Below are 22,818 nucleotides of genomic sequence, written 5' to 3'. Positions count from 1 at the left end.
ACCATCGCCAGCAAGCTGGCTCCTACAGAAGACGGGCATCGGTGTGCCCGCGAAGCGGGGTTACAGCGGGCAGCCCTTGGCCCGCAGGATCGCATCGAAGCGGTCCGGGTCCAGGGTGCCGGCTTCGATCGCTGCCAGCGTGGCCTTTTCCCGCGCCAGCAGGTCGTGGCAGCGCACCAGCAGTTCCGGCAGTTCGGAACGGGCCGCGGCCACGACGCCGTCACCGTCGCCGATCATCAGGTCGCCCGGGTTCACCAGCATGCCGGCGCAGGAAATCGGCACGTTGATCTCGCCACCGCCGTCGGTGCTCGGGCCACGGTGCACGCCGCCAATGGCGTAGGCCGGCAGTTCGCCGGTCTGCCATTCGTCGAGGTCGCGCAGGGCGCCGTTGATCACCACGCCGACGATGCCGGCCTTGAGGGCCATGGCGCGCATGATGCCGCCGAACACGGCGCGGGTCAGGTCGGCGCTGCCGTCGATCACCAGCACATCGCCCGGACGGGCCATCTGCATGGCCTTGAGGATCATCAGGTTGTCGCCCGGGCGCACGCGCACGGTCAGGGCATTGCCGAGCATCGGCGTGTTGCCGTGGAACGGCTTGAGGCCGAGGCCGCCGACGTTACGCCCCAGGCAGTCGCTGACCGCGGCGGCCGGGATCTTGCTGAATTCCTTGAGCCACTTGGGGTCCAGCGGTTCGGGGTTGGGATTGATCAGGTAGCCGGTGGGCCATTTGCTCGAAGAGACGACATCAAACATGGGAAAGCCTCGTGGCCAGCAATGTGGCGGCGTGTCGGATTGGGGCGGGGGTGAAACGTTTGCGCGCCACTAGATTAGGCCTGCGCGGGGGGTAGGAGCAAGGGTAGGGCGGTGTGGGGATTGTTTACGCTTTGCGCAGGGCACAAAACCTATGGGAGCCGGCTTGCTGGCGATGAGGCCAGCAAGTCTTGCATCGAACTTGCCAACGCCATCGCCGGCAAGCCGGCTCCCACAAGGGGCTGTGTCGCTCTCCCGAGAGGTGTTACTGCGCGGTACGGCTCACCTGACGCAACGGCGTGCCACGCACCGGGGCTTCGCCCGCCACGTAGTAGTCGGCCTTGCTGCGCGGCAGCGGCTGGCGGCCACGGATCTTGTCGGCGATTTTCTCGGCCATCATGATCGTCGGCGCGTTCAGGTTGCCGGTGGTGATGATCGGCATGATCGAGGCATCGACTACCCGCAGGCCTTGCATGCCATGCACGCGACCCTGGCCGTCGACCACCGCCATCTCGTCGGTGCCCATCTTGCAAGAGCAGGACGGGTGGAACGCGGTCTCGGCGTGCTCGCGGACAAACTGGTCCAGTTGCTCGTCGGTCTGCACCTCGATACCCGGGCTGATCTCACGCCCACGGTAAGCATCCAGGGCCGGCTGCTGCATGATTTCCCGGGTCAGGCGGATGCCGTCGCGGAATTCCTGCCAGTCCTGCTCGGTGGCCATGTAGTTGAACAGGATGCTCGGGTGCTGGCGCGGGTCCTTGGACTTGAGCTGGATGCGACCACGACTTGGCGAACGCATGGAGCCCATGTGCGCCTGGAAGCCATGTTCTTTCACGCCGTTGCTGCCGTTGTAGTTAATCGCCACCGGCAGGAAGTGGTACTGGATATTCGGCCATTCGAATTCCGGACGGGTACGAATGAAACCGCCGGCTTCGAACTGGTTGCTGGCGCCGATGCCGGTGCCGTTGAACAGCCATTCGGCACCGATGGCCGGCTGGTTCCACCACAGCAGCGACGGATACAGCGAGACCGGCTGGGTGCAGGCGTATTGCAGGTACAGTTCCAGGTGGTCCTGCAGGTTCTCGCCGACGCCCGGCAGATCGTGGACCACCGGGATGTCCAGGCTTTGCAGGAGCTTGGCCGGACCGACGCCGGAGCGTTGCAGCAGCTGTGGCGAGGCAATCGCGCCGCTGCTGACGATGACTTCCTTGCGCGCACGGACTTCGACCGGTTCTTCGGCCGAGCCCAGCAGGTAACGCACGCCGACCGCACGCTTGCCCTCGAAGAGAATCCTGTCGGTCAGGGCGTGGGTGACGATGGTCAGGGTCGAGCGCTGCTTGGCGGTGTCCAGGTAACCGCGCGCGGTGCTGGAGCGACGGCCCTTGGGCGTCACGGTGCGGTCCATCGGACCGAAGCCTTCCTGCTGGTAGCCGTTGAGGTCCACGGTCCGCGGGTAACCGGCTTGCACGCCGGCTTCGACCATGGCGTGGAACAGCGGGTTGTTGCCGGCCTTGGGCGTGGTCACGCTGACCGGGCCTTCGCCGCCGTGGTAGTCGTTGGGGCCGATGTCACGGGTTTCCGCCTTGCGGAAATACGGCAGGCAGTCGAGGTAGGTCCAGTCTTCCAGGCCCGGCAGCTTGGCCCAGCCGTCGTAGTCCATGGCATTGCCGCGGATGTAGCACATGCCGTTGATCAGCGAGGAGCCGCCCAGGCCCTTGCCGCGACCACACTCCATGCGCCGTCCGTCCATATGCGGTTCCGGGTCGGTTTCGTAGGCCCAGTTGTAGCGTCGGCCTTGCAGCGGGAAGGCCAGGGCGGCGGGCATCTGGGTGCGGAAGTCGAGGCGGTAGTCGGGGCCGCCGGCTTCGAGCAGCAGGACGGTGACACCGGCGTCTTCGGTCAGGCGGGTGGCCAGGGTGTTACCGGCGGAGCCGGCACCGATGATGATGTAGTCGTATTCTTGGGACATGAAATGCAGCCCTCGTGGAAGTGGGTCGGGGGTGGGCGCCCGTGAAGATGACCTCACGGGCAATCCAGGGCTCGGGTCTTAGAACACCGAGTTGTATTCACCCAGTTCCACTTGCACCGATTTGATCCGCGTGAAGTTGTTCAACGAGCTGATGCCGTTCTCACGACCGACACCCGACTGCTTGTAGCCGCCGACCGGCATCTTGGCGTCGGATTCGCCCCAGGCATTGATCCAGCAGATACCGGCTTCGAGCTGATGAATCACGCGGTGGGCGCGGTTCAGGTCGCGGGTCACCACACCGGCGGCCAGGCCGAAGTCGGTGTCGTTGGCGCGGCGGATCACTTCTTCTTCGGTTTCGTAGCTGAGGATGCTCATCACCGGGCCGAAGATCTCTTCACGGACGATGGTCATGTCGTCGCTGCAGTCGGTGAACACGGTCGGGGCCACAAAGGCGCCCTTGGCGAATTCGCCGCTGGTCAGGCGTTCACCGCCGCACAGCAGGCGTGCGCCTTCTTCCTTGCCCTTGGCGATGTAGCCGAGCACGCTTTCCATATGGGCGAAGCTGACCAGCGGGCCGAAGTTGGTGTTCTCGTCTTCCGGGTTACCGACGCGGATACGCGCCACGCGCTCGACGATCTTGGCTTCGAAGGCGGCTTTCAGGTGGCTCGGCACGAACACGCGGGTGCCGTTGGTGCAGACCTGGCCGGAGCTGTAGAAGTTGGCCATCATCGCGGTGTCGGCGGCGCGATCGAGGTCGGCGTCGTCGCAAATGATCAGCGGCGACTTGCCGCCCAGTTCCATGGTCACGTCCTTGAGCGACGAGCTGGAAGCGCTGGCCATGACCTTCTTGCCAGTGTCGGTACCGCCAGTGAAGGAGACTTTCTCGATGCGCGGGTGTTCGGTCAGCCAGGTGCCGACTTCACGGCCGCTGCCGGTCAGGACGTTGAACACGCCGTCCGGCACACCGGCTTCGGTGTAGATCTCGGCCAGCTTCAGGGTGGTCAGCGAGGTGACTTCGCTTGGCTTGAAGATCATCGCGTTGCCGGCGGCCAGGGCCGGTGCGGATTTCCACAGGGCGATCTGGATCGGGTAGTTCCAGGCGCCGATACCGGCCACCACGCCCAGCGGCTCGCGACGGGTGTAGACGAACGAAGTGGTGCGCAGCGGGATCTGCTCGCCTTCGATGGCGGGCACCAGGCCGGCGTAGTATTCCAGCACGTCGGCGCCGGTGACGATGTCGACGTAACGGGTTTCGGAGTAGGCCTTGCCGGTGTCCAGGGTTTCCAGGACCGCCAGTTCGTCGTTGCGCTCACGGAGGATCTCCACGGCGCGACGCAGGATCCGCGAACGCTCCATGGCGGTCATCGCGGCCCAGATTTTCTGGCCTTTCTCGGCACTGACCACGGCACGCTCGACGTCGTCCTTGGTTGCACGTTGCACTTTGGCGAGCACTTCACCATTAGCCGGGTTGATGGTATCGAAAGTCGCATCGCCGCCGGCGTCGGTGTAGCCGCCGTCGATGTAGAGTTTTTGCAGTTCGAAACGGGCCATAGTGTCCTCGCAAGTGCATCAGTGGTTGGCGTTAACCGCCGGCCGCGCCATCAGGTGCTGGCGATACCGATCGGCAGTCGTTCAGGGGCCGAGCGTTTCTCGGTGCTCTAGCACTCCTGCTTAGCCAGTTGGAAATCCATGTATTCGTAAGCGATCCGTTGCGCCTGTACGGTGTCGAACGCGTCTCCCGACAACGCACCGCGCAACCACAAACCGTCGATCAACGCTGCCAGCCCCCGTGCCGCGCTGCGCGCCGCAGGCAGCGGCAGGACACGGCGGAACTGGCAGCACAGGTTGGAATACAGACGGTGATCGTTGATCCGCTGCAACCTGTGCAAAGACGGGTGGTGCATGCTGGTGGCCCAGAAGGCCAACCAGGTTTTCATTGCCGGGCCATTGACCTGGCTGGCGTCGAAGTTGCCTTCGATGATCACCTGCAGATGGGCCCTGGGGCTTGCATCTGTCAGCGCCAGGCGGCGCGCGGCGACGTTCTCGGTGAGGACATTCATCAGGTACCGCATCGTGGCGGCGATCAGGCCGTTCTTGTCCTGAAAGTAGTGACTGATGATGCCATTCGAGACACCGGCCAAACGGGCGATCAGCGCAATGCTGGCGTCCCCCATTCCGACCTGATCGACCGCCGTCAAGGTGGCTTCGATCAATTGCTGGCGGCGTATGGGTTGCATACCGACCTTGGGCATCGTGCATCTCTCCTCAGGCCCGCCGGCAGACGTGGAACGACTACCGGCATGTGGGCCAGTCTATTTTGTTTTGATTGAACGTTCAATCAACAAAGAATAAGATCCGCGACAAATCGTCGCTGCCTAGGGTTTTTCCTACATGCAGTTGGCGGAAAAACGACCTCCGAAAAAACACCGAACCTGCGGGGCAGACACGCCGCGCAGGCGAAGACGGTCCTTGCGCGCCGGTTTTGGCGCAATCCCCCGCAGGGCCGGGGTTTTTTCGGGTGTCTTTATATCACCCGGCGGTCGACTGCCCACTAACCGATCGGCCGGGTGCCGTGTTGCCTTGTGTCTTTCTCCCGCACTGCCTGGAGCCTCCGTGCAATGAGTTCTGCCTCGCTTATAAAGACCCCCGCCGAAAAGGTGCGGGTCAACGGTTGGGTGTTCTACACCTCGACCGCGTTGATTCTGTTGCTCACCGCCATCCTGATCATCGCCCCGCAAGAGGCCGGCAAACTGCTCGGCGTGGCCCAGGCCTGGCTGTCGCGCAGCTTTGGCTGGTACTACATGCTGGTGATCGCCGCCTACCTGGTGTTTGTCATCGGGCTGGCGTTCTCCTCCTACGGCAAGTTGAAGCTGGGCTCCAGGCAGGACACCCCGGACTTCAGCTACGGCGCCTGGGCCGGGATGCTGTTTTCCTCGGGGATCGGCATTTCGCTGCTGTACTTCGGCGCTTCCGAGCCGCTGGACCACTATTTCAACCCGCCTGAAGGCGTGGCCGGCAGCCATGCGGCCGCGCGCCAGGCGTTGCAGCTGACCTTCCTGCACTGGGGTCTGCATGGCTGGGCGATTTATGCGCTGGTCGGCCTGGCCGTGGCCTACTTCGCCTATCGGCACAACCAGCCGCTGGCGTTGCGCTCGGCGCTGTACCCGCTGGTGGGCGAGCGCTGGGTCAAGGGCGCGGCCGGTCACGCGGTGGACGGCTTCGGCATGTTCGTGACCCTGCTGGGGCTGGTGACGAACCTGGGCATCGGTTCGATGCAGGTGTCCTCGGGCCTGGAAAGCCTGTTCGGCATGGCCCACAGCAACACCAACCTGCTGATCGTGATCATCGTGATGAGCACCGTGGCGACCATCGCCGCCGTGTCGGGCGTGGAGAACGGCATTCGCCGCCTGTCCAACCTGAACATCCTGCTGTTCAGCGGCCTGCTGATCTTCGTGCTGCTGTTCGGCCCGACCCTGCACCTGCTCAACGGCTTCGTGCAGAACATCGGCGACTACCTCAACGGCGTGGTGCTCAAGACCTTCGACCTCTACGTCTACGAGAACGACGCCGAGAAGTCCGACCGCTGGCTGGGCCTGTGGACCCTGTTCTACTGGGCCTGGTGGATTTCCTGGGCGCCATTCGTGGGCATGTTCATCGCGCGTATTTCCCGTGGGCGTACCGTGCGCGAGCTGGTGGCCGGCGTATTGCTGATCCCGTTGGGCTTCACCCTGGCGTGGCTGTCGATCTTCGGCAACTCGGCCCTGGACCTGGTGATGAACCATGAGGCGGTGGCGCTGGGCAAGACGGCGCTGGAACAGCCGTCCATGTCGATCTATCAACTGCTGGAGCATTACCCGGCGTCGAAAGTCGTTATCGGCGTGTCGATCTTTGTCGGCTTCGTGCTGTTCCTGACCCCGGCCGACTCCGGCGCGGTGATGATGGCCAACCTGTCGTGCAAGGGCGGCGAGGTGGACGAGGACGCGCCGCACTGGTTGCGGATCTTCTGGTCGGCGGTGATCACCCTGGTGACCATCGGCTTGTTGTTCGCCGGCAACTTCGAAGCCATGCAGACCATGGTGGTGCTGGCGGGCCTGCCGTTCTCGGTGGTGCTGGTGTTCTTCATGTTCGGTTTGTACAAGGCCATGGGCCAGGACGTGCGGGCCGAAGAGGAACAGGCGGAGCTGGCGGCCCTTGGTCGTCGCGGTACCGGCGAGCGCCTGGGCACGGTGGATCGGCAACGGACCCGGGCGGTGGTTGAGCACTGAGTACAGGCACGTGACTACCCGTTCGAAAGACATCGACAACTCCTGGGCCGACTCTATAGCTGAGAGGATTGGCGCGGAACTTTGTGGGAGCCGGCTTGCTGGCGATGGGGCCCTTGGGTCTTGCATCGCCCTTAAGGCAGCTATCGCCGGCAAGCCAGCTCCTACAGGTTCGGTGTTCGCTCGCGGAATGTGACGCCTGCACTACCCCGAAAACAAAAACGCCGCGATACTCTCGCGGCGTTCTTGTCTGTGTCTCAACCCAGGTTCTTGCCCAGCAGCGCGTGGTACAGCTCGCTGTCGCCAAGGATCCCCACCACCTTGTTGTTGTCGTGCAGCACCAGCTTGTTGCCGGTCTGGTAGCGGATCTGCAGCGCGTCGCGCATGCCGATGTTCGAGTCCACCAGCGTTGGCGTACGCCCCAGGCCCTCCACCGACTGGCCCTGCACCCAGCTTTGCAGGTTCAGGCTGGAACCGTTCTGGCGGGCACCCTTGATGGTGTTGCCTTCGGCCAGGTCGATCCAGGAGTCGCCGCCCGGGTCGATGCACACCGAACCGTTGATCCGCTTGCAGTTGTCCAGGGTGCGCATCAGGCTGCGCCCGCAGAGCACGTTGAGCGGATTGGTATGGGCGACGAAGGTCCGTACGTATTCGTCCGCCGGGTTGAGCACGATGTCTTCCGGCTTGCTGTACTGGATGATCCGGCCGTCCTTCATGATGGCGATGCGGCTGCCCAGCTTCAGGGCTTCATCCAGGTCATGGCTGACGAACACGATGGTCTTGTGCAGCTTGCGCTGCAGGTCGAGCAGTTCATCCTGCAAGCCTTGGCGGATCAGGGGGTCGAGGGCCGAAAAGGGTTCGTCCATCAACAGAATGTCGGCGTCCATCGCCAGGGCGCGGGCCAGGCCAACGCGTTGCTGCATACCGCCGGACAGTTCGTCGGGCTTCTTGTTGCGCCATTGCTCAAGGCCCACCAGTTGCAGCTTCTCGTCCACCAGTTTGCGGCGTTCCTTCTCCGGACGGCCTTGCATTTCCAGACCGAAGCTGATGTTCTCGCGCACCGTCAGCCAGGGCATCAGGGCGAACTTCTGGAACACCATGGCGATACGCTTGGTGCGCATCATCTTGAGTTCCGCGTCGGTGCAGTTGGCGATGTCGACCTGCCGACCTTCATGCTCGACGTACAAATGACCGCGGCTGACCGTGTTCAAACCGTTGATGCAGCGCAGCAGGCTGGACTTGCCGGAACCGGACAGGCCCATGAGTACGCAGATCTCGCCTTTCTCGATTTCCAGGCTGGCGTTTTCCACACCGACGATCTGGCCGGTCTTTTTCAGGATCTCTTCACGCTTGAGGCCTTTGTCCAGCAGCGCGAGGGCCTCTCGCGGGTTCTTGGAGAAGATGACATCTACCTTGTCGAAGCGAATGATGCTCATGCGTCACCCCCTACCTGTGCGTCGGGTTGTTTGCAGATACGGTCGAGCATGATTGCCAGCAATACGATCGCCAGGCCGGCTTCGAAGCCCAAGGCGATATCAGCGGTGTTCAGTGCGTTGACCACGGGTTTGCCCAAGCCATCGGCACCCACCAGTGCGGCGATCACCACCATCGACAACGACAGCATGATGCACTGGGTGACACCGGCGGCGATGCTTTGCATGGCGTGGGGCAGTTCGATGCGGGTGAGCAGTTGACGGCGCGAGCAGCCGAAGGCCTTGCCGGCGTCCATCAGTTCTTGCGGAACATCACAGATGCCCAGATAGGTCAGGCGGATGGGTGCGGCAATCGCGAACACCACCGTGGAGATCAGACCCGGGACAACACCCAGACCGAACAGGGTCAGGGTTGGAATGAGGTACACGAAGGTCGGTACGGTCTGCATCAGGTCGAGGACCGGACGCATGATGGTATAGAACACTGGCTTGTGCGCGGCGACGATGCCCAGCGGCACGCCGATGACCACACAGACGAAGGTAGCGAACATCACCTGGGCCAGGGTTTCCATGGTTTCCTGCCAGTACCCCAGGTTGAGGATCAGCAGGAAGGAGGCGATCACGAAGGCGGTCAGGCCCCACTTGCGCTGGATCAGGTGGGCGATCACCGCGATCAGCGCGATCAATGCCAGCGGATTGAACCAGGCCAGCGCGAAGGTCACGCCGTGGATCATCGCTTCCAGCGTCGAGGCGATGAGGTCGAAGTAACTGGCGCCGTGCTTGGTCAACCATTCGACGAACGCCGCGATGTACTGGCCCAGGGGAATTTTATGTTCAGTCAGCATGGTATCGAACGTCCACATGCGAGGAAATAAATGCCTGTCCGGGCGGGCGGACCCGCCCGGACACGGCGGTTATTGCGCGAGCTTGGCCTTCACGGCTTCCAGGCCAGGTTTTCCGTCAATGGTGGTCACGCCCGCCAGCCAGGTGGTCAGCACCTGTGGGTTTTTCTTCAGCCAGGCCTTGGCGGCGGCTTCAGGCTTCATCTTGTCGTCGAGGATGTTGCCCATCAGCGAGCTTTCCATGTCGACGGTGAACTCGAGGTTCTTCAGCAGTTGGCCAACGTTGCTGCATTCCTGGCTGTAGCCCTTGCGGGTGTTGGTCAGGACGGTGGCTGCACCGAAGTCCGGGCCGAAGTATTCGTCGCCGCCGGTCAGGTATTCGATCTTGAAGCGCTTGTTCATCGGGTGCGGCGCCCAGCCGAGGAAGACCACGGCGGTGTCGCGTTTCTGCGCGCGCTCGACCTGCGAGAGCATGCCGGCTTCGCTGGATTCGACGACTTTGAAACCAGCGTCCTTCAGGCCGAAGGCGTTCTTGTCGATCATACTCTGAATCAGGCGGTTGCCGTCGTTACCCGGCTCGATACCGTAGATCTTGCCGTCCAGTTCCTTCTTGAACTTGGCGATATCGGCGAAGTCATGCAGGCCCTTGTCGTACAGCGCCTTGGGTACGGCGAGGGTGTATTTGGCACCCTTGAGGTTGGTGCGCACGGTTTCCACGGTGCCGGCATCGCGGTAGGCCTTGATGTCGTTTTCCATGGTCGGCATCCAGTTGCCGAGGAACACGTCCATGTTCTTGCCGTCGGCCAGGGACTTGTAGGTCACCGGCACGGAAATCATCGTGGTCTTGGTCTTGTAGCCCAGGGCATCGAGCACCACGCTGGTGGTCGCCGTGGTGGCGGTGATGTCAGTCCAACCGACATCCGAGAAGTTAACGGTACTGCACTGCGCCGGCTCTGCGGCCTGGGCCAGCATGGGCAGACTGAGCATTGCGGCCAACAACAACGACGGGGAACCTTTCATGGGTGGACTCCTGGATGTTTATTTTTGGCAGTGGTCCGACTGGACGATCGCACTTAGTTATTGTGTGTTGCGGTTGTAGGCGCTGAGGACGGCTCTACCCCGGTGCCTTGCAATCGAGTCGAGACTGATCATGTACCAGCCTAAATCTGTCGCCTACAGGGTGCGTCGTATCCAGTACAGGGAGGGTCGCATCCAGTGTCGGTGAGGTCGTTTACAGCTTTTTTCCGGGCTTTTTTCCCTTCTGCGACGCAAAAAAATGCCGAAATTTGCCTGTGCGCGGACGCTGGCGTTGCTGGGCATGAGTGCGTCGGTGTGAGACGTCGTGTGGGCTTTCAAAAGGCTGATGATGCTTTATCCCGGCGGATTGCGACCTTGAGCGTAGCAGCTCCGCCACCGGACGCTCAGGCGTCTGGAACAGGCACTCGGAGGACTTCGCAACAATGGCAATCAGCGTGTTTGACCTGTTCAAGATCGGTATCGGCCCCTCCAGTTCCCACACCGTGGGGCCCATGCGCGCCGCGGCGCTGTTCGTCCAGGGGCTGCGTGAGCGTGGCGAGCTTGCGCGGGTGACGCGGGTCGAAGTGCAACTCTATGGTTCGCTGTCGGCCACCGGCATCGGTCACGGCAGCGACAACGCGGTGATCATGGGGCTGATGGGCGAATGGCCGGACGCGATCGATCCGTCGCAAATCGGCCTGCGCATCGCCACCCTGCGTGAAACCGACACGCTGTTGCTGGACAACCGCCTGCCGATTCCTTTTGTCTGGGCGCGGGACATGCGCCTGATCGACGAGAACCTGGCGTTCCACCCCAATGCCATGACCCTGGTGGCCGAAGGCGAGGGCGGCGAGCTGTATCGCGATACCTACTATTCCGTGGGCGGCGGTTTTGTCGTCGACCAGGCCCAGGCCGACAGCGGCGTGGCGGACCTGGACAGCACGGTGTTGCCCTATGATTTCTCCAGTGCCGTGGAGTTGCTCGAGCTGTGTCGGCAACACGGCCTGAGCGTGGCCGAGCTGATGCTGGCCAATGAAAAGGTCTGGCGTTCCGAGGACGAGATCCGCAGCGGCCTGATGAAGCTCTGGCGGGCCATGCAGGATTGCGTCGAGCATGGCCTCAAGCACGAAGGCATCCTGCCCGGTGGCCTGAATGTGCGCCGGCGCGCGGCCAAGCTGCACCGCAGCCTGCAGGAACTGAACAAGCCCAACGTCATCGGTTCGACCCTGAGCGCCATGGAGTGGGTGAACCTGTTCGCCCTGGCGGTCAACGAAGAGAACGCGGCGGGCGGGCGCATGGTCACGGCACCGACCAACGGCGCGGCGGGCATTATCCCGGCGGTGCTGCACTACTTCATGAAGTTCAGCGAGGCGGTCACCGACGCCAATGTCGTCGACTATTTCCTCGCGGCGGCGGCGGTGGGGATTCTGTGCAAGAAGAACGCATCGATCTCGGGGGCCGAGGTCGGTTGCCAGGGTGAAGTGGGCTCGGCCTGCGCCATGGCGGCGGCGGGCTTGGCGCAGGTGCTCGGGGCGACGCCGGAGCAGTTGTGCAACGCGGCGGAAATCGGCTTGGAACACAACCTGGGGCTGACCTGCGATCCCGTGGGCGGGCTGGTGCAGGTGCCGTGTATCGAGCGCAACGCGATTGCCGCGGTCAAGGCGATCAACGCGGCGCAGATGGCCTTGCGCGGCGACGGCCAGCATTTCATTTCGCTGGACCGGGTGATCCGCACCATGCGCGATACCGGGGCCGACATGCATGACAAATATAAAGAGACATCGCGCGGTGGGTTGGCGGTCAGTGCGGTGGAGTGCTGAGGCCGGGCCCACGCCAAGGCTGTGCACAAATCGAACATTCACCCTGGGATGCGCCACCTTTTGGCGCGTCGCAAACAGGTAACTGATAGCCCTTCGCAACACTCCTCTTTGAGCCTGTGACCGCCGGTCACCCGTGCTTGCGGTGACACTCTATTCCGGCGCTTCCCGGCGCCGGGCACACAAGTGCTACCGAAGTGCCCACGCCGCCTGGGCATGTCGCTTACAGACATTTCCCGGGCTTATAACCCGCACTCCTGGCAAGGGCTATATAGACGCATCGCGACGTCGTTTTCAGGAGTTATTGAATACCCATTCAATTTTCGGCATGGCAATTGCTCTGTCATTACAAAGCCCCTCTCCGCAAGAGAATGAGGGCCATAACAAGAGCCTCCGCCTGAGGCCATCACCTGCTTTGTGTGAGGAGATATCGCGATGACGTCGTTCCAGTCCGGTGCTCAACCCCAGAACCGTGCGCCTCAATCCATCGGCTTCCTGCTGCTGGATAATTTCACGCTCATTTCTCTGGCTTCCGCTGTAGAACCGCTACGGATGGCCAACCAATTGTCCGGCCGCGAGCTGTATCGCTGGACGACCCTGAGCGTTGATGGTGGACAGGTCTGGGCCAGCGACGGCCTGCAGATCACCCCCGACGCCTCCATGCACAAAGCCCCGGCCATGGACACTGTGATTGTCTGCGGCGGCATCGGTATTCAACGCACCGTGACCCGTGAGCACGTGTCCTGGTTGCAGAGCCAGGCCCGTCAGTCCCGTCGCCTCGGCGCCGTGTGCACCGGCAGCTGGGCCCTGGCCTGCGCCGGCTTGCTCGACGGCTTCGACTGCAGCGTGCACTGGGAGTGTCTGGCCGCGATGCAGGAAGCTTTCCCGCGAGTGGCCATGAGCACCCGCCTGTTCACCCTCGACCGTAACCGTTTCACCAGCTCCGGCGGCACCGCGCCGCTGGACATGATGCTGCACCTGATCAGCCGTGATCATGGGCGTGAGTTGTCGGCGGCGATCTCGGAGATGTTCGTCTACGAGCGTATCCGCAACGAACAGGATCACCAGCGCGTGCCGCTCAAGCACATGCTGGGTACCAACCAGCCGAAGCTGCAGGAAATCGTTGCGCTGATGGAAGCCAACCTGGAAGAGCCGATCGATCTGGACGAACTGGCGGTGTATGTTTCCGTGTCCCGTCGGCAGCTGGAGCGGTTGTTCCAGAAGTACCTGCACTGCTCGCCGTCGCGTTATTACCTGAAGCTGCGGCTGATTCGGGCGCGGCAGTTGCTCAAGCAGACGCCGATGTCGATCATCGAGGTGGCGTCGGTGTGTGGTTTTGTCTCCACGCCGCACTTCTCCAAGTGCTACCGCGAGTACTTCGGTATTCCGCCACGTGACGAGCGCGTCGGCTCCAACACCACCCAGCAGGTGGCGATGATGCCGATTCCGCAGGCGCTGGTATTGGCGCCGTTGTCCGGGCCGATGTCGGCGTTGAGCCAGGCGCGCAATGAGTCGACGTTTGCCAGTGTGAGGCTCTGACCGAGTCGTCTTGCAGCCCGGCCCTACAGAGGCTGGGCTTGACGGTATTCTGCGGTGAAACACCGTACTTGTAGGAGCCGGCTTGCTGGCGATGAGGCCAGTGAGTCTTGCATCGACTGACCGGCCGCCATCGCCGGCAAGCCGGCTCCTACAGGGGTTATCCGGCGTTTTCAATCTCCTGCCAGCGGTTCCTGAATCAGGCCGGGCGGCTCTGCTGATACAGCGCCAACGCCGGCAACAACTGCTTGTCGATGGCCTGGCGCACCGCTGGCAGAATCGTCGCGCTGCTGGTGTACATCTCCTTGACCATCTTGCGCAGTTCATAGGCCCGGGCGTCGTCGAGGCCGCGTACCGCACACTCGCAGGCCTGCTCGGCGGTGGCACCGCTCGGCACTTGCAGGCCGAGGGATTTGAGCTGGCCCAACAGGTCTTCCTGGTCAATCAAATCCGCGTACATCATGGCGCTGGTCCTTGTTCCGATATGATCGTGTTTCGATTCTGGTAGCCCTGTGTGGCGTCGGCAAGAGCCGATTGGCCGAGTGGCTCTGATACCTATGAACAGGTCGTTTTCGGCTAACTCGCGGGTAGGGCAAGCGGGCACACTGGGTACCAGCAGACTTATCGACGGTTTGGTCACCCTCGGTTCGGGTCTTCTGCGGACACTCTCTCACCCCGATCCTGTCACGGCTTGATCGGGGTTTTTTTTGCCCCGAAGAGGCCGGATCAGGCAGCGTCAATTTCAGCGCTGCAAGACCAATATCCGCGACAACAATTCATCCCGGTCGATATAGCAGCCCTGGAAATGCCGGGTCCCGGTAGCCGGGTCGAAGGCATTGCGCGCGTGCAGGGTGCGGCGGTTGTCGAAGCACCACAGTTCGCCCGGGTTGAGCCGCTGCATCACGCGGAAGCGCGCTTCGCGGGTCATGGCGATAAAGCGCCGATAGGCGCCGTACAGCACCGGCATCTGCTCCACCGACGCTTCGAACGGGCCGCGCAGGAAGTTGGCCATGCGGATCTCGCTGACCTGCCCGCTGCTGTCCAGCGCAATGACCGGCGCCAGGCAGCGGTAGTCGCTGTTCCGGTCCTTGTTGCGAAACTCCACGGGGATCTCGCTCAGGGCGCGAAACGCCGCCGGATCTTCCCGGCGCAGCGCGTCGGCAATGGCAAAGCCATCGACGAAAATGCTCTCGCCGCCCTCGGCGTCATTCACCAGGCAATGCAGGAATTGCAGGCCCGGTTGCAGCTCGCGGGTCGGCAGGTCGCTGTGCAATGGCAGGTTGAAGGCGGTGTAGGCGTTGCTGTCGGCATCGGCCTTGGATTGCACGTTGAACAGCACGCCGAAGTTGGTCGGGCGGATAAACGAGATCAGCCGAGCCACCTCGGCCAGCGAACCGGGCTCGGTGGGTACGCCGCGCACCTGGGTCAGACCGGTATCGCGCAGCGCCACTAACCATTGCAGCAAGGCTTTCGGGTCTTCCTTGAGGGCGGCGAACTCGAACACCGGCAAGCTCAGGCTACTGTCCCACAGCCGGCTTTTCGGCTTGCCGGCCTGGCGCTCGGCGCGGGTCTCGTCGTCATAGGCATGGGCCCGCAACCAGCCCGGGTCGAAGCGGCTGGCGTGGCCGTCCTGCCAGTCGATGCACAGGCAGCCACCGTCGTCGATGCGGAGGGTGGCCGGGGCCAGGTCCTCGGGCACGTCGACGATTTCCAGCACCTGTTCCCGGGTCACCGTGTACACGCACTGCGGGCACGGGCAGTTGTCCCGTAGCCACACGTGATGGTACGGGCTGATGCGCCCGTCCGCCCAATACACCACGATGCGATCCGCCAATGGATGCGCAGCGGTCAGGGCGCTGATCAGCGGGTAACTGCGGAAATCGGCAAAAGCGGCGGCGGTGTTCACGGTGAGCTCCTTTTCGGTGGATTCTTATTTTTTCGCGGGCAATCCAATCACACGACCGATGTATTCCGGGGGCGGCAGGTCGCGCTGGTCTTCGATGATAGCGTGCAGCTTTTCCAGCACGGCGTCGGTGAAGGGCGCCGAACGCGGGCCGGCGAGGTCGACGTGGAGCAGCATCTGTTCGTTGCCGGACAGCTCCTTGTCGCCGCCCACCAGGTGCAGGCTGTGATAGAGGTGCAGGCGCTTGGCGTCGTGGCCGATGATCTGGGTGCGCACTTCGACCTGGGCGCCGAGCTTCACCTCGTGCAGGTAGTTGAGGTGCAGTTCGAGGGTGAACAGGGAGCTGCCGGTGGCTTCGCGGTTGTCGCTGTCCATGCCCAGGCGCTGCATCAGTGCGTCGGTGGCGTAGCTGAAGATCAGCAGGTAGAAGGCATCGCGCAGATGGCCGTTGTAGTCGACCCAGTCAGGGATGACTTCGGTGGTGTAGGTGGTGAGGGTGGGCATGTCGGCGGTCCACTGGAAATGGGGCTTACCTGTGTAGGAGCCGGCTTGCTGGCGATAGCGGCCGATCAAGCGATGCAAGGCTCACGGGCCTCATCGCCGGCAAGCCGGCTCCTACAAGGTTCGTATTTCAGGTCTGATTGATCGGCATCAAGGCCTGCCCTCGGAAGGGCCGCCCATTTACTCGCTGAAGCTCATGCCATGCTTGGCCTTGGTGGTTTTCACCGCCTCCAGCACCGCCAGCAGGCAGTCGTCGCGATAGCGTTCCAGGGCCGAGATGCTGTGTTTGCCCAACTGGTCGCTGGTGCCGTCCACCACATCGTCGATCAGCTTGTCGGTCAGCTCCGGGGCCGGCAGGTAGGTCCACGGCAACTGCAACGCCGGGCCGAACTGGGCCATGAAGTGGCGCATACCGGCATCGCCACCGGCCAGGGTGTAGGTCAGGAAGGTGCCCATGAACGACCAGCGCAGGCCAGCGCCAAAGCGGATCGCATCGTCGATTTCGCCAGTGGTGGCGACGCCGTCGTTGACCAGGTGCAGGGCCTCGCGCCACAGCGCTTCGAGCAGACGGTCGGCGTTAAAGCCCGGGACTTCCTTGCGTACGTGCAGCGGGCGCATGCCAAGGGATTCATAAACCTTCATCGCCGCCTGCACGGCCTCCGGCGCGGTTTTCTTGCCGCCGACCACTTCCACCAGCGGCAGCAGGTATACCGGGTTGAACGGGTGACCGACCACGCAGCGCTCCGGGTGGGTGGCGCTTTCGTAGAACTCACTGGGCAACAGGCCCGAGGTGCTGGAGCCGATCAGGGCATTGGGCTTGGCCGCGGCGCTGATCTTGCCGTGCAGTTCGAGTTTCAGCTCCAGGCGTTCCGGAGCGCTTTCCTGGATGAAGTCAGCGTCTTTCACGCATTCTTCGATGGTGGCGACAAAGCGCAGGCGGTCCTGCGAGGCGCCGGGGGCCAGGCCCTGTTTCTCCAGGGCACCCCAGGCATTGGCGACGCGCTTGCGCAGGGCCGCTTCGGCGCCGGGCGCCGGGTCCCAGGCGATGACGTCGAGGCCATGGGCAAGAGCGCGGGAGACCCAGCCGCTGCCGATGACACCGCTGCCCAGGGCGGCGAAGGTTTTGATTTCGGTGATAAAACTCATGGCGGATTCCTACAGGTTCTGGTGTGTTCCTGCAGGAGCGGGCGTGTTCGCAAAAGAGGGCACATCCGACGCATATGAGCTGTCCGGGCCGGCCAATCGCGAGCAAGCTTGCTCCTACAGGTGCTGAAAAATTCGTGTGTCATGACGCAAAACTGTGGGAGCCGGCTTGCTGGCGATGGCGATGTTTGCCGCGCAGACAAGGTGGTGGATGTACCGGCCTCATCGCCAGCAAGCCGGCTCCTACAACGCGCGGGGTCAGCCGCGCTTGGTCAGGCCCATCTTCACCCGCCCTTCGGCCGGGGTCAGGACGCGGGCGCCCAGGCGACTGAGGATTTCCGTGGCGCGTTCGACCAACTGGCCGTTGGTCGCCAGCACGCCCTTGTCCAGCCACAGGTTGTCTTCCAGGCCGACCCGCACGTTGCCGCCCAGCAGCACCGCTTGCGCCGCCATCGGCATCTGCATGCGACCGATACCGAAACCGGCCCACACTGCGCCCGCCGGCAGGTTGTCAACCATGGCCTTCATGGTGGTGGTGTCCGCCGGCGCGCCCCATGGGATGCCCAGGCACAGCTGGAACAACGGATCGTCCAGCAGGCCTTCCTTCATCATCTGCTTGGCGAACCACAGGTGGCCGGTGTCGAAGATTTCCAGCTCGGCCTTCACGCCCAGCTCTTGAATGCGCTTGGCACCGGCCCGCAGTTGCGCCGGAGTGGAAACGTAGATGGTGTCGCCGTCGCCGAAATTCAGGGTGCCGCAGTCCAGGGTGCAGATTTCCGGCAGCAGCGCCTCGACATGGGCCAAGCGGGTCAATGGGCCCACCAGGTCGGTGTTCGGGCCGAACTCCATCGGGTTCTCGCCGGCGCCGATTTCCAGGTCGCCGCCCATGCCGGCGGTGAGGTTGACGATGATGTCCACGTCCGCTTCGCGGATACGCTCCATCACTTCGCGATAGAGCGCCACGTCGCGGCTGAATTTGCCGGTCTCGGGGTTGCGTACGTGGCAATGCACCACGGTGGCGCCGGCCTTGGCCGCTTCCACGGCAGCCGCCGCGATCTGTTTGGGCGTGACCGGAACGTGAGGGCTTTTGCCGGTCGTGTCGCCAGCACCGGTGAGTGCGCAGGTGATGATGACGTCGTGGTTCATGGTGCGGTTTCCTTGCAGGCGTGGTGGTTCACACCGCAGCCGTCGGGGGCTGCGGGTGCGATTTTCGGTGGTTATTTGCTGGTCAATTGCAGGTTTTCAGCGGCTGGCTTGCCATCGAAGGTGGTGACGCCTTCCAGCCAGCGGGCCTTGTCTTGCGGGTGATCCTTGAGCCACTGCTTGGCCGACTCGAGGGCGTCCTTGTGGTCGAGCAGCGGTTGCATCATGCGGCTCTCGTCGGCGGCGCTGAAGGTCAGGTTGCTCAGTAGCTTGTTCACGTTCGGGCATTGTTCGGCGTAGGTCGGCGCGGTGACGGTCCAGACGGTGGCCATGCCTTCGTTCGGCCCCAACGCGTTTTCGCTACCGGTGAGATAGGTCATCTGCACGTTGACGTTCATCGGGTGCGGCGCCCAGCCGAAGAACACCACGGCTTCCTTACGGCGCACGGCACGATCCACCGCCGAGAGCATGCCGGCCTCGCTGGATTCCACCAGCTGGAACTTGCCCAGGCCGAACTGGTTCTTGGCGATCATTTCCTTGATCTGGGTATTGGCGCCCGAACCGGGTTCGATACCGTAGATTTTGCCGCCCAGCTCTTTCTCGAACTTGGCGATGTCGGCGAAGGTCTTCAGGCCCTTGTCGGCCAGGTAGGTGGGCACGGCCAGGGTCGCGCGGGCGTCCTTGAGGCTCGGTTCGGCCAGGACCTTGACCTGCTTGGCGTCGACGAACGGGGTGATGGTCTGGGTCATCAGCGGGTTCCAGTAGCCGAGGAACATGTCCAGGCGCTGGTCACGGATGCCGGCGAAGATGATCTGCTGGGACGCGCTGGTCTGCTTGACCTGGTAGCCGAGGCCGTCGAGCAGCACCTGGGTCATGGCGCTGGTGGCGATGACGTCGGTCCAGTTGACCACACCGAGGCGAACGTTCTGGCAGGAGGCTTGCTCCGCGGCCATGACCCCGGTGCTCAGGAGCGCGGTACCGGTGAGTGCGAGCGCACAGCGGCTGATCAGTCGTTTCATGATGGTTTCCTCGGCAGGTCGTTATTGTCGGTTCCGGCGTCTTTGTGCCCCGGTGACGCCAAGTTACGCAGCCTGGCCTTGCTGAAAACGCACAGCGGCGACCGACTCTTGCACAGCAGCGACCTGTGCTCTTGTGGCCGTCTCGCAACTGGCGTATCACGTCGGGAACGCTACCCGTCTTGCGAGCGCGTTCCATGTCCCAGGATTTCTATTTCTTGTTGATGCCGGGGTTTTCGGCGATGGGCTTTATCTCGGCGATCGAGCCGCTGCGGGTGGCCAACCGCTTTCGTGGCGAGCTGTATCGCTGGCATGTATTGAGCGCGGACGGCGGGGCGGTGCTGGCGAGCAACGGCATGTCGGTCAACGCCGATGCGGCGCTGGAGCCGTTGAAGAAGGGCGCGACGCTATTGGTGGTGGCCGGATTCGAACCTCTGAAGTTTGCCACCCCGACGTTGGCGCACTGGTTGCGGCGCCTGGATCATGAAGGTGTGACCCTCGGTGGTATCGACACCGGCAGCGTGGTGCTGGCCGAGGCCGGTCTGCTGGAAGGGCATCGGGTGACCCTGCACTGGGAAGCGCTGGAGGCTTTCAAGGAATCTTATCCACAGCTGGAAGTGACCCAGGAGCTGTTCGAGATCGACCGTCGGAGGATCACCTGTGCCGGCGGCACCGCGTCCATCGACATGATGCTCGACCTGATCGGCCAGGCCCACGGCCCGGAACTGGCGATCCAGGTCTCCGAGCAGTTCGTGCTGGGGCGCATCCGCCCACGCAAGGACCACCAGCGCATGCAGATCGCCACGCGTTATGGCATCAGTAACAAGAAGCTGGTGCATGTGGTCGGTGAGATGGAGCAGCACATGGAGCCGCCGTTGAGCACGCTGGAGCTGGCGGAATCGATCAAGGTCACCCGGCGGCGGCTGGAGCGCCTGTTTCGTCTTTACCTGAAGGACACACCGAGCAATTTCTACCTGGGTTTGCGGCTGGAGAAGGCGCGGCAGTTGCTGCGCCAGACGGACATGAGCGTGCTGGAGGTGAGCATCGCCAGCGGGTTCGAATCGCCGTCGTATTTCACCCGCAGCTACCGGGCGCGGTTTGCCCAGTGCCCGCGGGAGGATCGACGCGGGATCAAGGCGTAACCGGCTTATTTTTTCATCAGTGCCGCGCAGGCCGTCTTGTAGGCTTCATGCTGATACTTGTTCAGTGTGGCCGGCAGGGTGAAGTCGAACTTCTTGTTCTGCGCGTTGATGGTCTGGGGTGACAGCAGCGTCACCTCGCAGTTCTCCAGCAACTGGAAAACCCCTTCGATCTTGAAGGTGGTCGGCCCACCGGCGAATTCGCCTTTCTTGCTGCGTTTCTTGATGGCAATCCGTTCGATGCCGGCGTCCTCGACGAACGCCTTGACCTGGGCGGCGAAGGTTTTGACATTGGTGGCTTCGTCATCCTCGTCCAGGGCGATTTTCTTGGTGCTGACGACCACGTGGGCGAGGGCGCTGTCCTGCAAGGTGGCGATGGCGAAGATGGCTTCGCTGCCTTTGATTTCGATGCCGCAGAGGGTCATTGGAGTCCTTGGGAAAAAGGGGAGGGCTAGAGTTCCAGTTGGTCGGCCTTGATGCCGAAGGCCGCGGCAATTTTCTCGCGGGTCGCCTTGCGGGGTTTGTTCACGGATTCCTGCTGGGCATAGGCCGGCTGGGAAATGCCCAGGCGCTTGGCCACTTCGTCCTGCGTCAGGTCCAGATGTTCACGCCAGGCGCGAATGGGGGTTGCGCCGTCGACGATACGGCTGACCACCTCATGGGGAATCAAATCGGCTTCTGTCTGCTGCGCCACGTATTGCGCATAGGGGATGACGACGAACGCCGGCCGCCCGTCGGCACCGTTGATGATCTGGATTTCAGTAGGTACGTTCATCGCGTTTCTTGAGCCGTAGAGACCAACTCTCATACGTTAGCCGTATTCATAGAGAGATATAAGTCTTTTATAAGAATTGCGAATACTTACTTATATCTTTCCACGGGACAACGCGTGAACGTTGTCCGGATGTTACGTAGGCAGGCCAAGCTATTCAGGGGCCGTTCAGTAATAGACGCCCTCCTCACGAAACCTGGCCATCTGCCTGTAATTCCAGCACAGCAGGCAGACGCACAGCACGATCAGGCTCAAACTGGCGCTGAAAATGTAGAAATCCGCGCGTTTGAAGCTGAATTCGGATTTCAGGCTGTGAAAGTTCGGAAACCAGTCGGAATAGACGATCTGCACCGGATCGCCGATCCGGTACGTCGGGTTCGCCACCATCGCGTTCAGCGAGTGGGTCCCCTGGCCGCGGTTGCCCGCTTCGTAGTCGAAGGCGTACTGGATATCCGCCGGGGAGGCCGATTTGCGGGTGGCGATGACCTGCGTGATGGTGCCGGTCACTTCCCGTGGCGCCGCCTGGATGGCGGCATACAGCAGCCCGCCGCTCTTGGACAGCGCCGCCATGCCAAAGGCCAGGATAATCAGGAAAAGCAGCAGGACGCCTCGGGTAAAGAGGTAGTCCTGTTCGGTTTCTCGGGGAGCGTACATTCAAGTTCCTTTTGAATGAGTGAGTTCACGCCCCAGTCTAGTCGCTGTCTGGCACCTGCGCAGGCGCTCAGTCCATGCTTTTGCGCAGGTCCAGCATGATCTGGTCGAAGTAGTCGACGCGGATAAGGCCGATCCGGGGAAACTCGAAATCCAGGATCACATACAGCACGCAGACCATCACCAGCGCATAACCCAGGCTGTGCAGCCAGTTGCGCGTGGCCGTGCCGGCCATCCCGTAGCCGATGAACAGGGCACTGACCTGGGTCAGGGCGATCAGCATCAGGTAGATGATCAGCGGCGGATGAGTTTGCTGCGCCACGGCGCGGGTGGTGGTGATGTCGATCATCTGGTTGAGGGCCTGCAGCACATTCGAGCCCAGCGCCGGTGTCGGCATCTGTGGCAGCGCGGCGATCGCCTGTTTCCAGATGTCCGCCTGCAGGGCGTTGGCCCGCTGGCTGTCCTGGTTGGTGGGGTCGAGTTCGCTCAGGTCGCGATAATAGGCAATGCGTGCATCCACATAATCGCGAAACGCCTGGCGCAAGGCCGGTTGGCTGGCCGGCGGCAGCAGGTCCAGGCGCAACCAGGCGGTGCCCATGGCGTTGGTTTCTTCGACGATCAGGTTGCGACGGGTGTCCAGCCGGGTGGCCGCACCGGAAAAGGTAAAGGCGATCAACAACGCCAACAGGCCGAAGACCGCGCCCTCGATGGCACCGGTCCCGGTCCGCGCGCCCTCGGGATCGAGGGCCAGGTGCCGGGCACCGATCCGGCGACCGATTTCGATGAACAGCACAATGGCGACGAAAATCGCCAGGGCGTACCACGGAATGGCTGAAAGTGAGTGCATGCGAAAATCCTGTGAAGATCGTCAACGCCTCGCCTGTACAGCCGACTCAGGACGGGATTTGCCCCAGTGTAGAC

The 22,818-nt window shown here is 62.7% G+C and carries 21 protein-coding genes; 4 read left to right on the top strand and 17 right to left on the bottom strand.

Going from position 1 to position 22,818, the window contains the following annotated elements; genetic code table 11:
* Nucleotides 1-60 precede the first annotated feature (60 nt).
* The 4 genes from UCMB321_RS25150 to betI all read right to left on the bottom strand — a co-directional run bounded on the left by UCMB321_RS25150 (nt 61) and on the right by betI (nt 4,974).
* Nucleotides 61-756 carry an RraA family protein gene (locus UCMB321_RS25150; protein WP_040071373.1) on the bottom strand — a complete coding sequence of 232 codons (696 nt, stop codon included), beginning with the start codon at nt 754-756 and terminating at the stop codon, nt 61-63.
* A gap of 262 nt (nt 757-1,018) precedes the next feature.
* Complete coding sequence (gene betA, locus UCMB321_RS25145; protein ID WP_040071372.1) at nt 1,019-2,722, bottom strand: choline dehydrogenase; 1,704 nt, start codon at nt 2,720-2,722, stop codon at nt 1,019-1,021.
* 78 nt (nt 2,723-2,800) lie between these two features.
* Nucleotides 2,801-4,273, bottom strand: a complete 1,473-nt coding sequence (betB, locus tag UCMB321_RS25140) for a betaine-aldehyde dehydrogenase (protein WP_040071371.1) — start codon at nt 4,271-4,273, stop codon at nt 2,801-2,803.
* A gap of 107 nt (nt 4,274-4,380) precedes the next feature.
* Nucleotides 4,381-4,974: a transcriptional regulator BetI gene (gene betI, locus UCMB321_RS25135; RefSeq protein WP_040071370.1), complete on the bottom strand. Its 594-nt coding sequence runs from the start codon at nt 4,972-4,974 to the stop codon at nt 4,381-4,383.
* Nucleotides 4,975-5,397: 423 nt separating this feature from the next.
* Here betI and UCMB321_RS25130 point away from each other — a divergent pair, with 423 nt between their 5' ends.
* A complete protein-coding gene (locus tag UCMB321_RS25130; protein WP_245220849.1) occupies nt 5,398-6,987 on the top strand; it encodes a BCCT family transporter in 1,590 nt (529 codons plus the stop codon).
* 254 nt (nt 6,988-7,241) lie between these two features.
* Here UCMB321_RS25130 and choV read toward each other — a convergent pair whose 3' ends face one another.
* The 3 genes from choV to UCMB321_RS25115 all read right to left on the bottom strand — a co-directional run bounded on the left by choV (nt 7,242) and on the right by UCMB321_RS25115 (nt 10,279).
* Nucleotides 7,242-8,420 carry a choline ABC transporter ATP-binding protein gene (choV, locus tag UCMB321_RS25125; RefSeq protein WP_040071369.1) on the bottom strand — a complete coding sequence of 393 codons (1,179 nt, stop codon included), beginning with the start codon at nt 8,418-8,420 and terminating at the stop codon, nt 7,242-7,244.
* Nucleotides 8,417-9,262 (bottom strand): choline ABC transporter permease subunit, encoded by an 846-nt coding sequence (gene choW / locus UCMB321_RS25120; RefSeq protein ID WP_040071425.1) that lies wholly within the window; start codon nt 9,260-9,262, stop codon nt 8,417-8,419. Before choW ends, choV begins: the two co-directional genes overlap by 4 nt.
* Nucleotides 9,263-9,331: 69 nt before the next feature.
* The gene (locus UCMB321_RS25115) at nt 9,332-10,279 is read right to left on the bottom strand and encodes a choline ABC transporter substrate-binding protein (RefSeq protein WP_040071368.1); all 948 of its coding nucleotides are present in this window, start codon (nt 10,277-10,279) and stop codon (nt 9,332-9,334) included.
* 440 nt (nt 10,280-10,719) lie between these two features.
* On the opposite strand from UCMB321_RS25115, the gene UCMB321_RS25110 reads away from it, so the two are divergent.
* Entirely contained in the window at nt 10,720-12,096 is a 1,377-nt protein-coding gene (locus tag UCMB321_RS25110; RefSeq protein WP_040071367.1) for an L-serine ammonia-lyase, read from the top strand.
* 432 nt (nt 12,097-12,528) lie between these two features.
* Nucleotides 12,529-13,632, top strand: coding sequence for a choline metabolism transcriptional regulator GbdR (gbdR, locus tag UCMB321_RS25105; RefSeq protein ID WP_040071366.1), 1,104 nt, complete (start codon nt 12,529-12,531; stop codon nt 13,630-13,632).
* A gap of 196 nt (nt 13,633-13,828) precedes the next feature.
* Here the strand turns inward: gbdR and UCMB321_RS25100 are convergent, their stop codons facing one another.
* The 6 genes from UCMB321_RS25100 to choX form a co-directional block, all read right to left on the bottom strand.
* Nucleotides 13,829-14,092 (bottom strand): hypothetical protein, encoded by a 264-nt coding sequence (locus tag UCMB321_RS25100; RefSeq protein WP_040071365.1) that lies wholly within the window; start codon nt 14,090-14,092, stop codon nt 13,829-13,831.
* 279 nt (nt 14,093-14,371) lie between these two features.
* Nucleotides 14,372-15,535 carry a gamma-butyrobetaine dioxygenase gene (locus tag UCMB321_RS25095; protein WP_040071364.1) on the bottom strand — a complete coding sequence of 388 codons (1,164 nt, stop codon included), beginning with the start codon at nt 15,533-15,535 and terminating at the stop codon, nt 14,372-14,374.
* Nucleotides 15,536-15,559: 24 nt separating this feature from the next.
* The gene (locus UCMB321_RS25090; RefSeq protein WP_040071424.1) at nt 15,560-16,036 is read right to left on the bottom strand and encodes a thioesterase family protein; all 477 of its coding nucleotides are present in this window, start codon (nt 16,034-16,036) and stop codon (nt 15,560-15,562) included.
* Nucleotides 16,037-16,213: 177 nt separating this feature from the next.
* Nucleotides 16,214-17,179, bottom strand: a complete 966-nt coding sequence (locus UCMB321_RS25085; RefSeq protein ID WP_040071363.1) for an L-carnitine dehydrogenase — start codon at nt 17,177-17,179, stop codon at nt 16,214-16,216.
* 255 nt (nt 17,180-17,434) lie between these two features.
* On the bottom strand, nt 17,435-18,322 hold the full coding sequence (cdhC, locus tag UCMB321_RS25080) for a 3-dehydrocarnitine:acetyl-CoA trimethylamine transferase CdhC (RefSeq protein WP_040071362.1): 888 nt from the start codon (nt 18,320-18,322) through the stop codon (nt 17,435-17,437).
* 71 nt (nt 18,323-18,393) lie between these two features.
* Nucleotides 18,394-19,338: a choline ABC transporter substrate-binding protein gene (choX, locus tag UCMB321_RS25075; protein WP_040071361.1), complete on the bottom strand. Its 945-nt coding sequence runs from the start codon at nt 19,336-19,338 to the stop codon at nt 18,394-18,396.
* 194 nt (nt 19,339-19,532) lie between these two features.
* Between choX and UCMB321_RS25070 the strand changes: the two genes are divergently transcribed.
* A complete protein-coding gene (locus UCMB321_RS25070; RefSeq protein WP_040071360.1) occupies nt 19,533-20,477 on the top strand; it encodes a GlxA family transcriptional regulator in 945 nt (314 codons plus the stop codon).
* A 5-nt stretch (nt 20,478-20,482) separates the two neighbouring features.
* Here the strand turns inward: UCMB321_RS25070 and UCMB321_RS25065 are convergent, their stop codons facing one another.
* The 4 genes from UCMB321_RS25065 to UCMB321_RS25050 all read right to left on the bottom strand — a co-directional run bounded on the left by UCMB321_RS25065 (nt 20,483) and on the right by UCMB321_RS25050 (nt 22,744).
* Nucleotides 20,483-20,899 carry a DUF3010 family protein gene (locus UCMB321_RS25065; RefSeq protein ID WP_040071359.1) on the bottom strand — a complete coding sequence of 139 codons (417 nt, stop codon included), beginning with the start codon at nt 20,897-20,899 and terminating at the stop codon, nt 20,483-20,485.
* A gap of 26 nt (nt 20,900-20,925) precedes the next feature.
* Complete coding sequence (locus UCMB321_RS25060) at nt 20,926-21,249, bottom strand: helix-turn-helix domain-containing protein (RefSeq protein WP_040071358.1); 324 nt, start codon at nt 21,247-21,249, stop codon at nt 20,926-20,928.
* A gap of 165 nt (nt 21,250-21,414) precedes the next feature.
* Nucleotides 21,415-21,900, bottom strand: coding sequence for a DUF3592 domain-containing protein (locus UCMB321_RS25055; protein ID WP_040071357.1), 486 nt, complete (start codon nt 21,898-21,900; stop codon nt 21,415-21,417).
* 67 nt (nt 21,901-21,967) lie between these two features.
* The gene (locus tag UCMB321_RS25050) at nt 21,968-22,744 is read right to left on the bottom strand and encodes a bestrophin-like domain (protein ID WP_040071356.1); all 777 of its coding nucleotides are present in this window, start codon (nt 22,742-22,744) and stop codon (nt 21,968-21,970) included.
* Nucleotides 22,745-22,818 lie beyond the last annotated feature (74 nt).

The sequence above is a fragment of the Pseudomonas batumici genome (assembly GCF_000820515.1).
Classification (GTDB): Bacteria; Pseudomonadota; Gammaproteobacteria; order Pseudomonadales; family Pseudomonadaceae; genus Aquipseudomonas; species Aquipseudomonas batumici.
This window is presented reverse-complemented; position numbering and strand designations above follow the sequence as displayed.